This is a genomic window from Endozoicomonas sp. ISHI1, assembly GCF_024606225.1.
In the GTDB taxonomy this organism is placed as follows: Bacteria; Pseudomonadota; Gammaproteobacteria; order Pseudomonadales; family Endozoicomonadaceae; genus Endozoicomonas_A.
Map to the genome: position 1 here is coordinate 79574 of NZ_JAGRPU010000004.1, position 16416 is coordinate 95989.

13 protein-coding genes are annotated in these 16416 nt (G+C 47.8%); 7 read left to right on the plus strand and 6 right to left on the minus strand.

What is annotated here, in order from left to right; all coding sequences use genetic code 11:
- Positions 1 to 334 precede the first annotated feature (334 nt).
- Both KBW69_RS04645 and KBW69_RS04650 read right to left on the minus strand, forming a co-directional pair.
- Positions 335 to 679 (minus strand): hypothetical protein, encoded by a 345-nt coding sequence (locus KBW69_RS04645; protein ID WP_257280091.1) that lies wholly within the window; start codon positions 677 to 679, stop codon positions 335 to 337.
- Positions 664 to 858: a glutathione S-transferase N-terminal domain-containing protein gene (locus tag KBW69_RS04650; RefSeq protein ID WP_368736425.1), complete on the minus strand. Its 195-nt coding sequence runs from the start codon at positions 856 to 858 to the stop codon at positions 664 to 666. The genes KBW69_RS04645 and KBW69_RS04650 overlap by 16 nt, the downstream gene beginning before the upstream one ends.
- A 393-nt stretch (positions 859 to 1251) precedes the next feature.
- On the opposite strand from KBW69_RS04650, the gene KBW69_RS04655 reads away from it, so the two are divergent.
- Positions 1252 to 1974: an SDR family oxidoreductase gene (locus KBW69_RS04655; protein ID WP_257280092.1), complete on the plus strand. Its 723-nt coding sequence runs from the start codon at positions 1252 to 1254 to the stop codon at positions 1972 to 1974.
- Here KBW69_RS04655 and KBW69_RS04660 read toward each other — a convergent pair.
- From KBW69_RS04660 to KBW69_RS04670, 3 genes are all read right to left on the minus strand, one after another.
- Positions 1955 to 5155 carry a hypothetical protein gene (locus tag KBW69_RS04660; RefSeq protein ID WP_257280093.1) on the minus strand — a complete coding sequence of 1067 codons (3201 nt, stop codon included), beginning with the start codon at positions 5153 to 5155 and terminating at the stop codon, positions 1955 to 1957. The genes KBW69_RS04655 and KBW69_RS04660 overlap by 20 nt on opposite strands.
- 283 nt (positions 5156 to 5438) lie before the next feature.
- Positions 5439 to 5753, minus strand: coding sequence for a cell division protein ZapB (zapB, locus tag KBW69_RS04665; RefSeq protein ID WP_257280094.1), 315 nt, complete (start codon positions 5751 to 5753; stop codon positions 5439 to 5441).
- A gap of 66 nt (positions 5754 to 5819) precedes the next feature.
- On the minus strand, positions 5820 to 8957 hold the full coding sequence (locus tag KBW69_RS04670; RefSeq protein ID WP_257280095.1) for a hypothetical protein: 3138 nt from the start codon (positions 8955 to 8957) through the stop codon (positions 5820 to 5822).
- A gap of 225 nt (positions 8958 to 9182) precedes the next feature.
- On the opposite strand from KBW69_RS04670, the gene KBW69_RS04675 reads away from it, so the two are divergent.
- Complete coding sequence (locus KBW69_RS04675) at positions 9183 to 10316, plus strand: transposase (protein WP_257280096.1); 1134 nt, start codon at positions 9183 to 9185, stop codon at positions 10314 to 10316.
- A gap of 200 nt (positions 10317 to 10516) precedes the next feature.
- Here the strand turns inward: KBW69_RS04675 and KBW69_RS04680 are convergent, their stop codons facing one another.
- Positions 10517 to 13639, minus strand: a complete 3123-nt coding sequence (locus KBW69_RS04680; RefSeq protein ID WP_257280097.1) for a hypothetical protein — start codon at positions 13637 to 13639, stop codon at positions 10517 to 10519.
- A 195-nt stretch (positions 13640 to 13834) separates the two neighbouring features.
- Between KBW69_RS04680 and KBW69_RS04685 the strand changes: the two genes are divergently transcribed.
- From KBW69_RS04685 to KBW69_RS04705, 5 genes are all read left to right on the plus strand, one after another.
- On the plus strand, positions 13835 to 14143 hold the full coding sequence (locus KBW69_RS04685) for a DUF2288 domain-containing protein (protein ID WP_257280098.1): 309 nt from the start codon (positions 13835 to 13837) through the stop codon (positions 14141 to 14143).
- 5 nt (positions 14144 to 14148) lie between these two features.
- Entirely contained in the window at positions 14149 to 14565 is a 417-nt protein-coding gene (gene arfB / locus KBW69_RS04690) for an alternative ribosome rescue aminoacyl-tRNA hydrolase ArfB (RefSeq protein ID WP_257280099.1), read from the plus strand.
- 515 nt (positions 14566 to 15080) lie between these two features.
- A complete protein-coding gene (locus tag KBW69_RS04695) occupies positions 15081 to 15800 on the plus strand; it encodes a bZIP transcription factor (RefSeq protein ID WP_257280100.1) in 720 nt (239 codons plus the stop codon).
- A 111-nt stretch (positions 15801 to 15911) separates the two neighbouring features.
- Positions 15912 to 16193: a hypothetical protein gene (locus tag KBW69_RS04700; protein ID WP_257280101.1), complete on the plus strand. Its 282-nt coding sequence runs from the start codon at positions 15912 to 15914 to the stop codon at positions 16191 to 16193.
- Positions 16183 to 16401 (plus strand): hypothetical protein, encoded by a 219-nt coding sequence (locus KBW69_RS04705; protein ID WP_257280102.1) that lies wholly within the window; start codon positions 16183 to 16185, stop codon positions 16399 to 16401. Before KBW69_RS04700 ends, KBW69_RS04705 begins: the two co-directional genes overlap by 11 nt.
- Positions 16402 to 16416 lie beyond the last annotated feature (15 nt).

Consider the following 16416-nt stretch of genomic DNA (forward strand, 5'->3'; position numbering starts at 1 on the left):
TTGTTTCTTTGTTCGGGCTTAATCTAAAACCTGTAAGCATTTGTATGGTGGTAGATAAGGCACAAAAATAATGCAGTAGTCTTTGCCAGGAATTGAAACTCTCTAAACAGGGGTTGCATATGTGCCATGACCATTGGAAAGTCTTCGCTAGTGCCATTCAGAAATTCAACCCTGAAAGAACTTAAGTCATCGAATTCAGTGGCATTTTTTAGTTGAGATACAAAACACTCGTCGTTAAACGAATCATCAACAGAGTAAAAACTCCATGCTGGAAAGCTAAAAAAATGTCTGTATTCATGAACTACCACATAACTTCTATTATCCGATTCTGATCTCACATAAAACTTTTTGGTGTAGAACAGGTGTAGAACACTTCAGCATAAAGATTAAAACTTAATATCTGAAAGAAGGATAGAGAAAAAATAAAGGAAATATGCCTGGATAATTTTAAATGTTTGGAGACAATATTCAGTTTTCTTGTTCTGCTTGCAGTTTTAAAATGGCTGAAAATATTTTTATCATTTAAAACCTCAAAATGACTGTTTTTATTCGTCTGAAGATCAACGGGTACTATATCCTCTTGCATTCTCTCAGCCTCAGAAATAAATGAGATATCAGTATAGATGCGGACTCGTATACCCACCTGTCGATCTCGATGATCGGCTACGTCTGAGGCCATGATGTCTGTTGCAGGGCAGTGCCTTTAGGTGAGACACTGAGCATCGCCTGAGGTTTGTTTCTCAGCAATATCTCTCTGTGCTCAAGAGCGATGCCTGAGTAAGTCAGTGCCAGTCTGGCACGCATGGCGTAAGGGCATCGACGAAAAGAGTAAAGGATGGGTTGATTGCTGTCGTTCACTGAGGTTCTCTTTGCAGGAGTGCTGTGGCGTCATGCAGCATAGCACTCAGCGTTCCTTCTGGAGTATTTCGGCTCATGGCTGTTTTGAACATTTTGCATGAACCTGTTCAGGTTGGCCAGCTTCTGTGTTCATTGTTGATGACGAAGCGGTTGCTGTGTTCGACTGCTATGACGGCTATCTATGGTGGCGGCTATCTATGGTCGCTATCAGGTAGCTGATCAGTCCTCTAGATAATAAAGACTGATGAATGTTCAAACCAAAAGGTATTTCTGCAAGGGGAGGGCTGAAGGTAGAGTATCACGGAATTCTCATCGGCTTCGGACTTATGCTGAATGTGATTTAAGTTCTGGCGGATGAATACTCACGAGTTGCAAAGCCTACAGGAATCTCTCATGACAAAACCATTGGTTGTGATTACCGGTGCCAGTTCCGGAATTGGTGAAGCCATCGCCCGTCAATTCAGCGCCCAGGGTCATGCACTGTTACTGCTGGCAAGAAGAATTGAAAAGCTGGAAGCCCTGGAACTGCCCAATACCCTCTGCAGAAAAGTCGATGTGACTGATCGCGAAGCTTTTTATGCGGCAGTGGATGAAGCAGAATCGGTTTACGGTGAGACTGAATGTTTGGTCAACAATGCGGGTTTGATGCTGCTGGGTAATGCTGATGAACAAGACCCGGTCGAGTGGGATAGAATGATCAGTGTGAACGTCAATGGTGTACTAAATGGTATTGGTGCGGTTATTGGCAAAATGAAAAAGCGCAAGGGCGGTACCATTATTAACCTGAGCTCCATTGCTGGTATCAAAGGCTTTCCTAATCATATGGCCTACTGCGGCACCAAGTTTGCGGTTCATGGCTTGTCTGAAACACTGCGTGAAGAAGTTGCGGACGACAATGTCAGAGTGATTACCGTTGCTCCCGGTGCAGTAGAAACTGAGCTGCTGAGTCACACGACATCCGGTGATATCAAGGAAGGTTATGAAAGCTGGAAAGACAGCATGGGGGGGGTTATTCATCCAGAAGACATCGCCAGCTGTGTGAGCTTTGTTTACAACCAGCCACAAAATGTCTGTGTGCGTGAGATTGTTGTTTCGGCTACACGTCAGCAGCCATAGGGCTCAGAGCGTTGGTGTATTGATCTGCGTCCGCATTATCAGGATAAATACGGGTTGGCTCGTGCAGCTGCCACCCTGTGTTTATGGCGAACCAGAACAGACTGTCCAGATGAGTCAGTGGCAGTGTACCGCCGTCAATACCCAAATTGGGTCCTCTGGCTCTGGATGAACGCTGCAATCCCCGATCGGTAAGGTTGTCTGTATCCGGGTTCAAATAGTCAGGGTCAAAGCTTTGATTTGGATGATCCGGATAAACCTCGTCAGGAAAACGGCCTGATTTGATATCCTGTACATAGCGGAATTTCGGGTCACACCAGTAACCACACTCAAGTGCAGCCCGGCTCAGCGACTCTGCCGGGAATTCCTGACCTATCTTTGCTTTCATGGCCTGCGTCTTCATTTTATAGGCACTGCCAAACAGATCAGCGGCAATCGTCGCCAGCTCTTCCTGCAACTGCTGCATCTGCAGTGTGTTTTTGTAATCCAGATGGTCGGTGTCATGGCGAACCTTCAGCCAGTTAATTACCAGCCCGTAAAAGGCTTTCCCTAGCTCAGTAATCCGCAATTCGCCCTTTCTTTCACTATCGGTTGTAAAATAGAATTCTCTCATACCAAAACTGGAGGAGGTTTGTTCAGCAAATGAGCGAACGTCAGCCCAGTCTCTCATCCCCACCGGGGCGGGTGCTATGTTTGGGTAATCCTGGCCACTCCACTCTCCCATCGTGCCGGGAAGACCCTGAAATCCAAAAAAGGGCGTTGGTACCCACTGTCTTTCATCTTCAGCATTATGAAATGAGCTTAATGTATCCGGTGCCTGAAAATTGTGTTGCCAGAGACGACCCGCATCTCTGGCAAACAGCCTGAGGCCCTCAAACGATGCCTGCACTGAGAGCCCTGCCACTCCTTCAGTTTCATAAGGGTAGTGGTGATACAGGCGGGTGTTTTTTTCATCATCAAAGACTTGCAGCAGTGCCGAACCATCTGGCTCCAGGGCAATGGCTGACAAGGTTTCATCAGGTAATCGACAGGCTTTGAGCTTATCAAGAGCATTGTTCAGACGATAGATGCCTCGTGGTTTCAGTAATGCGCTTTCAAGGCCCAGATGATCCTTATGGGTTCGAAAAAAATCCAGCTGTGGCTGCTCGCGGACAAAATCATGCCAGTCTTCTGTGGCGCCCCGTTGGCGTTTCAGGAACTTGAAACGGCGATACCCCTGAGGTACCTCTGTGGAAGGAAAAGCCAGACTGCGGCCGTAAATTTCAATATTCCTGCTGTTGATCAACTCTGCTTCCCAAAGCCTGGAAATTTCCGGAACAGTCTCTTTTGGATGTTTCCTGCCAAACTCAGCAATCTCATGGCGGAAACGTTCACAATAAAACCTGTCTGGACCCGGTGCACACCCAGCACCAACACCAAGGCCAATCAGATACCATGGATAGTAATGTCTTCCCTTATAAGCTACATCGTAGTAACGCTCAATAAACAGTGAGTCGCGATCATCAGCTGTTGCTGAAAGTTGCGCGAGCAGTTTTTTTTGCATGCCCGGAGTGACAACCCGGAGCACCTGTGCAGAATATTCAACCGGCAACCCGTTCTGATCTATTAACCTCATTAATTCCAGTGTTTGCTGCTCATCCCTTAAGGCGTCAGGGTGGTGCTCAAAATAGTTGACAACAGGTTGAAGTAACTGTGTTGCACAGGGCAAGGGTTTGTGACGCAGTTGTGTGACATATGCATGCTCGGCAGGGCGCAAGTTGACTGCTTTAAAAGTAGCGGGTGGCAGGGATTTAAAGAGTTGCAGAAACTCAGCAAACCAGTTGACATTCAAGGGGAATGTTCCGCCTAAATGCTCCTGCATACAATCAATGAGATGTTCAGGAACGGTTAGCTTGATCAGTGCGCTGCGGCGGGCTCTGGCCAGCTGACTGTCTTCCGCTTTGGACATGGCCACTGCCGATAGTGGCTGGCAGTTATGACGGTATAAAAGCAAGAGTGGTGTTGCGCCGCTGTTGTCTCTTTGGTTGGCCAGAGTCCTGGCGGGCAGATATTGAAACAACTGGTCATAGCGGGAAGGATAAGCATTCAGATGGGAAAAGTTGCGTAGACTGCCGCGGGAGTTCATGCCCGGAATGGCTGTCGCCATAAGGTGCAGAATATTACTGCCGTTATGAAACGTCTGGTTAAGAATATTGGCTGAAGAGGCTGGCAGCAAACGTTTAAACAGTTCCAACTGGCCCAATATAAAGGCACACACCAGCAGCTTTTCCCGCTCTTTATCATCCAGCTTTTCCACTTCTTCCAGAATCAGTTTTTCATGCCTTTGGGCATTCACTTCCAGCAAACAAAGCTGCAATGTAAAAATCTCTGAAGCCATTGCGGTGGTGATACTCTGGCAGAAATCCTGTGACGTTTGAGGTTTGCCATGCCTGACGTCTGGCGATTCGAAAATAGCTTTTATCAGATAAGGTGCTGCACCATCCGAAAGTTGTAGAGATTGATTGAGTTCTTTTAGAGAAAAGTAATATCTTTTCAGTTGACCCAGAAGCTCTCGGGCAGTTTTCTGCAGCTGCCAGCGGGGCAGGTATTTCTCCAATATTTCCATAAAGCCCGGATCAGGCTTAAACATAATTGTTGCGGCAAGATTGCCAAGAATGTTCAGCACTGCTTCATGACGTGTGTTATCCAGGAATTGTTTAAATAATTGGGGAGGTATCATTACCTTGGATTCGATCGGCTCGCCCTCAAGTCCCAGTCCTAAATCAGCCAGCGTTTGCAGAACGGAAATATTTTCAGGCAGGCAAGGATTCTCGACGAGGTAGCTGATCAGCTTTTGCAAAGACGGCAGATGGAATTTTACATCCTTTGCGACGAGATTCTGACTCATTCTATTAAGATCAAGACGGGCATTTTTTACCTGTTCTCGCAGCAATTTATGGTCATATGGAATATCAATATGACCTAATGCATTCTCAACAAGAGATATCCATTCACGACGCTGGTCGGCAGTGGTAGTGATGTGTCGCCGGTGTACAGAGCGAGCAGAGGGCGCATCCGATCGAGCTGTCTGGTTACTCAAGCCGGAAGTGGAAGCAGGAGTGGAAAAATCTGTTTCCGGAGCGGTCCGACTGGATAGGTTTAAGGGGGTATTGCAGGGCATCCGTGGCAGCATAATTAATTCCATTAATAACTAGTTTTCTGAAGTTTCCAAATCAATAGACCAGCAAAGGTTGATTTGGTTCAAAATTACCCGGAAAACATCACCAGCGGTGTGAACTTTGTTGACACCAGCCTCAAGATGTCTGTGTACGTGAGAGGGTTGCTTTTTGCTGCACGTTAAGCAGGTTCAGGGCTCAGAGGGTGGGTGTACTGATCTGCGCCGACCATAAAAATGCCATTATCAGGATATCCTTCAAATCAGTGGTTGCCGACGGGCAAGCCACTGGATTTTGTTGGTAGGTGGCGTGTTAGTTGTTGGTCAATCTGGACAGGATGAGCTTTAAGGTTTCTTTGATTTCCACATTGTCAGCTTTCAACTCTGCGTTGTCAGCTTTCAACTCTGCGTTGTCAGCTTTCAACTCTGCGTTGTCAGCTTTCAACTCTGCGACGTCTGATTGCAGTGCAGCAATATCTTTGCCTTGCTGGTCAAAGCGTTTGTCTATATGAGCGAACCCCCGGTGCATTTCAGCACGGGTTTTACTGGCGTAGCTGACAATACCCGTCAGGGTATCTCGAATATGGTCAAGCTCTGTTTCGGGTGGTTGTTCAGCATTCAAGCTCATGCTGTACTCCTGACAAATTAATGAGAAGGACAGCATAGCAGACATTGAGAGATTGCTCAGAGACACCTAACACCGGGATGGCTCGTGCACTTGCCACCCCGTATGCAGGGCAAACCAAAACAAACTGTCCAGATGGGACAGCGGCAGGGTACCGGTGTTAATACCCAAATTGGATCCTCTGGCTCTGGATGAGCGTCGCAATCCCTGTTTGGTAAGGTTCTCTTTGCCTGCGTTCACTGAGTTCAAAAAGTCACGGTTAAAGCTTTTATCCGGATGATCCGGATAAACCTCATCAGGAAAACGGCCTGATTTGATATCCTGTACGTAGCGGAATTTCGGGTCACACCAGTAACCACACTCAAGTGCAGCCCGGGTCAGCGACTCTGCCGGGAATTCCTGATGTATCTTTGTTCTCACGGTCTCCGTCTTCATTTTATACGCACTGGCAAACAGATCAGCGGCAATCGTCACCAGCTCTTCCTGCAACTGGTTCATCTGCACGGTGTTTCTGTAATCCAGATGGCCGGTGTCGTGGCGAACCCTCAGCCAGTTAATCACCAGCCCGTAAAAGGCTTTCCCAAGCTCAGTAATCCGCAATTCACCCTGTCGCTCACAATCGGTTGTAAGATAGCGTTCTTTCATACCAAAGCTGGAGGAAGTTTGCTCAGCAAATGAGCGGATATCAGCCCAGTCTCTCATCCCAACCGGGGCCGGTGCTATGTTTGGGTAATCCTGGGCATTCCACTCTCCCATCGTGCCGGGAACGAATTGACATCCAAAAAAGGGTGTGGGTACCCAGAACCTTCCATCAGCGGCATTGTGAAATGAGCTTAATGTATCCGGTGCCTGAAAATTGTGTTGCCAGAGACGACCCGCATCTCTGGCAAAAAGCCTGAGGCCTTCAAACGATGCCTGCACTGAGAGCCCTGCCACTCCTTCCGTTTCATAAGGATAGTGGTGATACAGTTGGGAGTTTTTTTCATCATCAAAGACTTGTAGCAGTGCCGAACCATCTGGCTCCAGGGCAATGGTTGCCAGGGTTTCATCAGGTAATCTGCAGGCTTTGAGCTTATTCAGGGCATTGCTCAGACGATAGATGCCCCGTGGTTTCAGCAGTGTGCTTTCAAGGCCCAGCTCAGCTTTATGCGTTCGAAAAAAATCCAGTTGTGGCTGTTCACGGACAAAATCATGCCAGTCTTCTGTGGAACCAGGCTGTTGTTTCAGAAACTTGAAACGGCGATAACCCTGAGGTACCTCTGCGGAAGGAAAAGCCAGACTGCGACCGTAAATTTCAATATTCCCGCTGTTGATCAACTCCGCTTCCCAAAGCCCGGACATTTCCGGCACCGTCTCTTTTGGGTGTTTCCTGTTAAATTCAGCCACCTCCCGGAGGAAACATTCGCTATAAAACCTGTCTGGATTAAGTGCACACCCGGCACCAACCCCAAGGGCAATCAGATGCCATGGATAGAACTTATTGCGATAATATAGGTCGCAGCGCCGTTCAATAAACAGTGAGTCGCGATCATCAGGTGTTGCTGACAGGTGCTCAAGTAGTTTTTTTTGCATGTCCGGAGAGACAACCCGGAGCACCTGCGCAGCATATTCAACCGGTAACCCGTTCTGATGTATTAACCTGATTAATTCCAGTGTTTGCTGCTCATCCCGTAAAACGTCTGTGTGATGCTCAAAATAGTTGATAACAGGCTGAAGTGACTGTGTTGCACGGGGCGGGGGGGGGTGTCTTAGTTGTGCGCCGTATGAATACTCAGCAGAGCGCAAGCTGACTGCTTTGAAAGTAGACGGCGGCAGGGATTTAAACAGTTGCAGGAACTCAGTAAACCAGTTGACATTCAAAGGGCGTTTTCCGTCTAAATGTTCCTTCATACAATCAATGAGATGGCCAGAAGTGGTTAGCTTGATCAGAGCGCTGCGCCGGGTTCTGGCCAGTTGACTGTCATCCTTTCCGGATAGGTGTGTTGAGGCTAATTGCGCACAGTGATGTCGGTATAAAAGCAACAGCGGTGTTGCGCCGCTGTGGTCCTGTTGATTAGCCAGAATTCTGGCGGGCAGATATTCAAACAGCTGGTCATAACGGGGGAGATAAGCCTCCAGACAGTGATATCTGCATAATTCGCCGTTAGAGTAACTGCTCGGAAGTGCTGTCGCCATAAGGTGCAGAATATTACTGCCGTTATTAAATGTCTGATTAAGAATTGTGGGTAAGGCGCCTGCCAGCAACCGCTTGAAAAATTCCCGCTGGCCCAGGATAAAGGCACAGACCAGAAGCTGTTCCCGCTCCTGATGATCCAGCTTTTTCAGTGCTTCCAGAATCAGCTTTTCATGCCTTTGGGCATTCACCTCCAGCATACAAAGTTGCAATATGAAAAACTCTGAACCCAGTGCCGTGGTGATGGTCTGGCAGAAATCCTGTGACGTCTGAAGGTCGCCATGTCTGATGTCCAGTGATTCGAAAATAGCGGTTATCAGATAGGGCGCTGAGCCATCGGAAATCCGAAGAGATTGATTAATTTTTGTTAGACGAGGGCAACGTTGTTGTGCCATCTCACTCATAAGCTCCCGGGCTGTTTTCTGCAGTTGCCTCGGGGTCAGGTATCTGTCCAATATTGCCATAAAGTCCGGATCAGCCCTGCACATCATTGTTTTGGCAAGGTTGCCAAGAAGTCTCAGCACTGTTTCATGGCGTGTGTTACCCAAGAGTTGCTTTAGTAATTGGGGAGGTATATTGATTGTACAAATCATCCAATCAGCATCAAGTCCCAGCCCCAAATCAGCCAGCGTTTGCAGAACGGAAATATTTTCGGGAAGGGTAATATCGCTGACAAGGGTTTTGATCAGTGCTTGCAAGGAAGACAGATAGAATCTTTGATTGTCCCCGGGATGGTCCTTACTCAACCTTTTAAGATCATACTGGGCTTTATCTATCTGTTCTCGCAGCAATTTATTACCAAATGGAATGTCAATATTGCCTATTGCATTCTGAACCCGGGATACCCATTCACGACGCTGGTCGAGAGTGGAAGTGATGTGCCGCTGGTGTAAAGAGCAACCGGAGGACCCACCCGATCGAGCCGTTTGATTGCTCAAACCCGAAGTGGGCACATTAGAGGAAACATCTGTTTCCGGAACGGTGCGACTGAACAGGTTAAAGAGAGTAGCGCGGGACATCCATGGCAGCATCATTCATTCCATCAATAATTTGTTTTCTGAATTTTCTAAATCTTCAGACCAGCAAAGTTTGATTTGGTTCATAATCATCCAGAAAACATCGCCAGCGGTGTGAACTTTGTTTACCAAATTGAGCGGAAAGCCCCGTACTTCTAGTTCGGGGATGGATAGCTCGCAGTCTGAAAGACTGCCTATGCAAAATACTTGCTGTATTTACAGCTTTCATTGTAAAATGTAAGCATGACTAAGCGAGCCTATAAATACCGATTCTATCCGACACCTGAGCAGAAAATACTTCTTGCTCAGTCGTTCGGTTGCGCTCGGTTTGTCTACAACAATACGCTTCGTTTTCGCACTGATGCCTACTACAAAGAAGGGCAATCCGTCCCACACTCTGAGGCAGAAAAACGGCTGGTTTCGCTTAAGAAAGAGTTTCCATTTCTGGCTGATGTTTCCAGCGTAATCCTGCAACAAACACTCAGGGATCAACAAGAAGCTTTCAAAAACTTTTGGGCTGGCAGAGCCAAATATCCAAAGTTCAAAAAAAGACATTCAAGACAAAGTATCCGGCTAACAAAGGCTGCATTTAGCATGAAGAGTGACCAGCTATTCATTGCCAAAAGCAAAGAGCCACTGAGTATCCGCTGGAGCAGAGAACTGTCTTCTGAGCCTTCCAGTATCTCCATCAGCAAAGATCGTGCAGGTCGGTACTTTGTTTCCATGCTGTGCGAGTTTGAAGCTAAACGGGGGCGCCCTAGCCCAATGCCTGTTTGTAACAAGACAGTGGGCATTGATTTAGGTTTGCATGATCTGTTCATCACTTCAGACGGTGAAAAATCCGGTAATCCAAGGCATACCAAACGTTACGAGCGAAAGCTTGCCTACCTCCAGTGTCAGATGTCAAAAAAGCAGAAAGGCAGCAGCAACAGAGCCAAAGCAAAGCTCAAGGTTGCCCGCCTTCATGCCAAGATCGCCGATTGCCGGATGGATGCCACTCACAAGGCATCCCGCAAACTGATTAACGAAAACCAAGTGGTTTGTGTAGAGTCTCTGAACGTGAAGGGCATGATTAAGAATCCAAAACTAGCGAAGCACATAGCCGATGCCAACTGGGGAGAATTTGTCCGACAGTTGCAGTACAAGGCGGAGTGGGCAGAAAGACAAGTTGTTGAGATCGACCGATTCTTTCCAAGCTCCAAGCGTTGCTCCGGTTGCGGGTTTGTTCATGAAAGTCTGCCGTTGTCTATTCGTGAATGGGAGTGCCCAGAGTGTAAAACCCATCACGACAGGGACATAAATGCAGCCATTAATATCAAAACCGCCGGGCTGGCGGGGTTAGCCTGTGGAGCGACTGGAACGGGGATGGCTGCGTAAGCAACCATCTAGGGAAGGCGTGTTGAAACAGGAAGCCTGTTAGGTGACTAACGGGAATCTCGCTCCTTCAGGGGCGAGAGGATGTCAAAAACAGCCTCTGAATGTCTGTTTGAGAGAGTGGCGTTCATGCTACACGTCAGCAGGCTCAAAGGGTTGGTGTATTGATCCACGCCGACCATAAAAATGCCATTATCTGGATATCAGCGCGATGGCTCTTGCACTTGCCACCCCGTATGCAGGGCAAACCAGAACAAACTGTCCAGATGGGGCAGCGGCAGGGTACCGCTGTTGACACCCAAATTGGGTCCTCTGGCTCTGGATGAGCGTCGAATTCCCTGATCGGTTAGGTTCTCTGTGTTTGGATTCAATTGGACACGCTCAAAGCTCTGATTTGGATGATCCGGATAAACCTCATCAGGAAAACGGCCCGACTTGATATCCTGCACATAGCGGATTTTCGGGTCACACCAGTAACCGCACTCAAGAGCAGCACGGGTCAGCGACTCTGCCGGGAATTCCTGACCTATCTTTGCTTTCATGGCCTCTGGCGTCATTTTATAAGCACTACCCAACAGATCAGCGGCAATCGTCACCAGCTCATCCTGCAACTGGTTCATCTGCGCGGTGTTTGTGTAATCCAGACGGTCGATGTCATGACGAACCCTCAGCCAGTTAATGACCAGCCCGTAAAAGGCTTTTCCAAGTTCAGTAATCCGTAATTCGTCCTGCCGCTCACAATGGGTTATAAAGTAGGATGTTGTCGAACCAAAACTGTAGGAGGTTTGCTCTGCAAATGAGCGGACATCTGCCCAGTCTCTCATCCCCACCGGGGCAGGTGCTATGTTCGGGTAATCCTGGGCATTCCACTCTCCCATGGTGCCGGGAACAGTCTGATTAGCAAAAAAAGGCGTGGGTAGCCAGGCTCTCCCTTCGGCAGTGTCATGGAATGAGCTTAATGTATCCGGTGCCTGAAAATTGTGTTGCCAGAGACGACCTGCATCTCTGGCAAACAGCCTGAGGCCTTCAAACGATGCCTGCTCTGAGAGACCGGCCACGCCTTCCGTCTCATAAGGATAGTGGTGATAAAGGCGGGTATTTTTTTCATCGTCAAAGACTTGTAGCAGTGCCGAACCATCAGGCTCCAGGGCAATGCTTGCCAGGGTTTCATCGGGTAATTGACAGGCTTTGAGCTTATCCAGGGCATGGGGCAGACGATAGATACCCCGTGGTTTAAGCAGTGCGCTTTCAAGGCCCAGCTGATCCTTATGGTTTCGAAAAAAATCCAGCTGTGGCTGCTCGCGGATGAAGTCATGCCAGTTTTCTGTGGAACCAGTTTGTTGTTTCAGGAACTTGAAACGGCGATACCCTTGAGGTACCTCTGTGGAAGGAAAAGCCAGACTGCGACCGTAAATTTCAATATTCCTGCTATTGATCAACTCTGCTTCCCAAAGCCAGGACATTCCCGGAACAGTCTCTTTTGGATGTTTCCTGTCAAATTCAGCCACCTCCCGGAGGAAACGTTCACAATAAAACCTGTCTGGATTAAGTGCACAACCGGCACCAACCCCAAGGCCAATCAGATGCCATGGATAGTAACGTTTCCCCTCGTAGATCACGTCGTAGCATCGTTCAATAAACAGTGAGTCGCGATCATCAGGCGTTGCTGACAGGTGCTCAAGTAGTTTTTTTTGTATGCCCGGAGTGACAACCCGGAGCACTTGCGCAGAGTATTCAACCGGCAACCCTTTCTGATGTATTAACCTTATCAGTTCCAGTGTTTGCTGCTCATCCCTTAAAACGTCAGGGTGAAGCTCAAAATAGTTGATAACGGGCTGAAGTAACCGTGTTGCACGGGTCGAGGGTTTGTGTCTCAGGTAGTCGTGGTATGAACACTCAGCAGAGCGCAAGCTGATTGCTTTAAAAGTGGATGGCGGCAAGGATTTGAAGAGTTGCAGGAACTCAGCAAACCAGTTGACATTCAAAGGGAATTTTCCGTCTAAATGATTCTGCATACAACTCATCAGATGCTCAGAAGCGGTTAGCTTGAGCAGGGCGCTGCGTTGGGCTCTGGCCAGTTGACAGTCTTCCGCTTTGGAGATGCTCGCTGATGCTAATTGCTCGCAATGATGTCGGTATAACAGCAACAGCGGTGTTGCGCCGCTGTTGTCCTGTTGATTGGCCAGAGTCCCGGCGGGCAAGTACTGAAACAACTCGTCATAGCGAGGGGTATAAGCTTTCAGCCAGGAAGAATTGCATGCCTCTCCGTGAGCTTTCATGCTTGGCAGTGCTGTCACCATAAGGTGCAAGATATTACCGCCGTTATTAAACTGATGCCCAAGTATTGTGGGAGAGGAGCCCGCCAGCAACCGCTTAAACAGTTCCCACTGGCCTAATACAAAGGCAGATACCAGAAGCTGTTCCCGCTCCTTATCATCCAGCTTTTTCAGTTCTTTCAGAATCAGTTTTTCATGCCTTTGTAGATTAACTTCCAGTGTAGAAAGCTGAAATGTAAAAAACTCTGAAGCCAGTGCAGTGGTGATTCCCTGAAGGAAATCCTGTGACGCCTCTGGGTTGCCATGCCTGATGCCCAGTGATTCGAAAATAGCTGTGATCAGATACGGTGCTGAACCCTCCGAAAGTCGCAGAGATTTATTGAGTTGCTCAAGAAATATGTGATGTTTTTTCAGCTCACTCAAAAGCTCATGGGCAACTTCCTTTAGGTACATACGAGGCAGATATGTTTCCAGAATTTCCATAAAGCCCGGATCAGCCTGAAACATCATTCTTTTGGCATCCTTGTCAAGAATCTTCTGCACGGTTTCAAGGCGTGTGTTAGCAAAGAGTTGTTTTAATAATTGGGAGGGGATCTGTATTTTATAATTCATCGACACCCCCTCAAGTCCCAGCCCCAAATCAGCCAGGGTTTGCAGAACGGAAGTATTTTCAGGAAGTCCAGGCTCCTCGGCGAGGTAGTTGACCAGTTTTTGCAGGGACTGTAGATAGAGTTTTTCATCCTCCCCAGGACGGTTGTGACTCATCCTGTTAAGATCATACTGGGCATTTTCTACAAATTTTTGAAATTTTTTATTGCCAAATGGAACATCAATTTTGCCCAGTGCATCCTGAACATGGGATATCCATTCACGACGCTGGTCACGAGTGGAAGTGATGTGTCGCTGCTGTAAAGAGTAACCAGAGAGCCCACCCGATCGAGCTGTCTGGTTGCTCAAGCCCAAAGTGGACGCAGGGGGGGAAACCACTGTTTCCGGTTCGGTCCAGCCGGGCAGGTTTAAGGGTGGAGTATTGGTCATCCGTGGCGGCATAATTTATTCCCTCAATAATTTGGTTTTTTGAAACGCCTGAATGAATAGACCGCTAAAGGTTGATTTCGTTCAAAAAGTGGAAAATCATGCCCGATCCCGGGAGTTTGATGGAGGTTAAGCCCTGACTGGCTGAAAAAACCATGGATGTGGTAGTCTCTGCCCTTATTTAACGTTAATCAGACAGACAGATTATTAATGAGTGATTCTGTAGACCCCAATGAGCTGAACAAAGCCAAACTCAACCTGGAAACCGCAAAAATTGCCTGGGAAGACCTTCAGCGCTACTTTGCTTCCGGCCACCTTCTGGCGGTTGCTCCGGATCTGGATATTGTTGCCGTCGCTCACAGCATCTCCATTGATGATAAAGCGACAGTAGAAGTCTGGTTGAATGAAAAAAAACTGGGACCGGTCAGTGACGATCAGGCCAGAAACTGGCATGAGCAAAAAGCGGATTTATGGGCCGTGGTGGTGCGACCGTGGGTGCTCGTTCAGGATAGAAACTGAGTGATATGCTGAAGATTTCCAATACCGTTACGATTCCCTCCGATGACATTGAGTTTAATTTTGTCCGTGCCCAGGGGGCGGGGGGACAGAACGTGAATAAAGTTTCTTCGGCGGTCCACTTAAGGTTTGATATCAGAGCTTCTTCCCTTCCTGACTTTTATAAAGAACGGCTTCTGACTTTCAATGACCAGAGGATTTCTTCCGAAGGCGTCATTGTGATCAAGGCACAGTCGTTCAGAACTCAGGAGAAAAATCGTCAGGATGCTCTGAATCGATTACTGGGTCTGATTCAAAAGGCGACGGTGGTGACTAAAAAAAGAAAAGCTACCAGGCCTACCCGTTCTTCGCAGAAAAAACGCATGGATCGAAAGCATCAGCGTGGTCAGACAAAAGCATTGAGGGGGCAGGTAAAAGGCTGGTAATGAGACAGCTCAGATAAACCGGACAACCATTCATTCCAATAGTTTACTGATCCCTTAACCGTCCTGTGGAAATCATTTGCGCATTCCACTCAGGAACTTTATCGCCACCCGATGACTCCAATGCAATCAGCCAGTGTGCTCGCAAAAATGAGCGACAGAGTGGATGTGGCGATACAGCTCGACTGGCACAAAGCCTATGAGGACAAAAAGGGAGATCCGCTCGGGCTGAATGAATGGAAATTTGAGGATGACCCGTTTGACGAATAGGGAGAGGCTGCCTGCCGATACCCCCAATAGATGAATCTACTTCCGCGCCCGCCCCGGACAATGGTGCTTGCGGAACAGTCGTTTTCAAAAAAAGCACTCAACTCACTCCGGTGAACAACCAATCAGAACCCCTTCAGGAAAAAGGTACTCAACTAACAGAGTTGTCAGATTTACTGTCAGAAACGGAACATTCCGTTGTGGAGAGTGTCTAGGCTTTATGAGTCATGGAATGCACAGGAACAGGAACAATGGATAGGCTTTCGACTTCGGACACATCCTCATTGAATCTTGTGTCGACAAAAGACGCTGGGGCCAGTGAGGATAAAACGGATAAGGCTGGCGCAAAATACAGTGTTGTGACACAGGATCATTGTTATATCAGACTTCCGCAGGAGCCTACTGATACAGCAACGACCAGAGGAAAAAAAGCTGTTCTGAAAAGAGTGGCAACTCCTTACGTCACCCCAGAGCCTCCTGCAAGAAAAGTATTGAAGTCTTCATCAACAGCCGGGAGCCTACCGGGTTGTAGCTACGGCAATGCCTGTCAGCTTCATCGAGTTGTACAGGAAGGTGGTGTTATAAAAGTCGAAACAGAAACTGTTTCCGGGAAACCAGGGCCTTCTTCATCCACAGCAGTTGGAAGCAATAAGCCAAGGGGCAAAAAAGCAAGACCATTTGAAGTAAGAAGGCAGATGAACAGGGATGCTGCTCGAAAATTTAGAGAAAATACAAAAATTCGCATGGAATACTTGCAAGAAGAAGCGGATAACCTTCGAATGCAAAATTTGCTTCTGACTGTTCAGAACATTGAACTGACAGACAAGATTTGCAATACGGAGGAAGAAAATCGGATTTTAAGTCAATTAGTCTCAGAGAAGGAATCTGTATCTAAGAAAACTGAATTTGTTCCAGGTTACTTCGAACTGGATGATCAAGGAATATTTGATACCGATGATGATGCCAGCTAAGTTCCTGCTGCATGTTTGACACCTTCTCAAAATAAGGGGTTCTGAACTCATTCGATAAATCCCCAACCAAGGACAACCGGGTGAAAGTGCGGAAACATGGCCGGTTATCGAATGAGCGTAAAACCCCGTACTTCCGGGAGGCTGAACGAGAATAGCACCCGTCCGGGCTCCAGGGTGATCAGGCGTGATGAACGACCGGCAGTCAGGCAAGGGCCAAAGACCCGGCAGGCAGGAAACAACAGGACAAGACCTCTGCAGCCACCCGGAGTGATTCGCAGTCTTGTCAGATCAGGCAAACCATTAAAGCCAGAAGTCTGGGCATCACTGGAACACTATGCCCATACTGGCCAGCTCACTGCCAACCCTCATTCAGCCACCATCTGTGATCAATGAACTGAACTTTGACGCAGCGATGAAGGCATTGAATCATTTTCAGGGGCTGGAAGAAAAAGAACTTGAAATGCTGGAACTTTATCGCCATCAGATGACTCCAACACAATTCGCCACAGTGCTAAAAAAAATGAGCGATAGAGTGGATGTGGCGACACAACTCGAATGGCACAAAGCCTGTAAGGATAAAAGAGCGATCCGCTCGGGCTGAATGAATGGCTATTTG

Bases quoted from the DNA above. Each gene is read 5' to 3' on its own strand.
- KBW69_RS04675 (WP_257280096.1), top strand. From the start codon at position 9,183: ATGACTAAGCGAGCCTATAAATACCGATTCTATCCGACACCTGAGCAG.
- arfB (WP_257280099.1), top strand. From the start codon at position 14,149: ATGCTGAAGATTTCCAATACCGTTACGATTCCCTCCGATGACATTGAG.
- zapB (WP_257280094.1), bottom strand. From the start codon at position 5,753: ATGAGCTTGAATGCTGAACAACCACCCGAAACAGAGCTTGACCATATT.
- KBW69_RS04680 (WP_257280097.1), bottom strand. From the start codon at position 13,639: ATGCCGCCACGGATGACCAATACTCCACCCTTAAACCTGCCCGGCTGG.
- KBW69_RS04645 (WP_257280091.1), bottom strand. From the start codon at position 679: ATGGCCTCAGACGTAGCCGATCATCGAGATCGACAGGTGGGTATACGA.
- KBW69_RS04695 (WP_257280100.1), top strand. From the start codon at position 15,081: ATGGATAGGCTTTCGACTTCGGACACATCCTCATTGAATCTTGTGTCG.
- KBW69_RS04685 (WP_257280098.1), top strand. From the start codon at position 13,835: ATGAGTGATTCTGTAGACCCCAATGAGCTGAACAAAGCCAAACTCAAC.
- KBW69_RS04670 (WP_257280095.1), bottom strand. From the start codon at position 8,957: ATGATGCTGCCATGGATGTCCCGCGCTACTCTCTTTAACCTGTTCAGT.
- KBW69_RS04655 (WP_257280092.1), top strand. From the start codon at position 1,252: ATGACAAAACCATTGGTTGTGATTACCGGTGCCAGTTCCGGAATTGGT.
- KBW69_RS04660 (WP_257280093.1), bottom strand. From the start codon at position 5,155: ATGGAATTAATTATGCTGCCACGGATGCCCTGCAATACCCCCTTAAAC.
- KBW69_RS04700 (WP_257280101.1), top strand. From the start codon at position 15,912: ATGAGCGTAAAACCCCGTACTTCCGGGAGGCTGAACGAGAATAGCACC.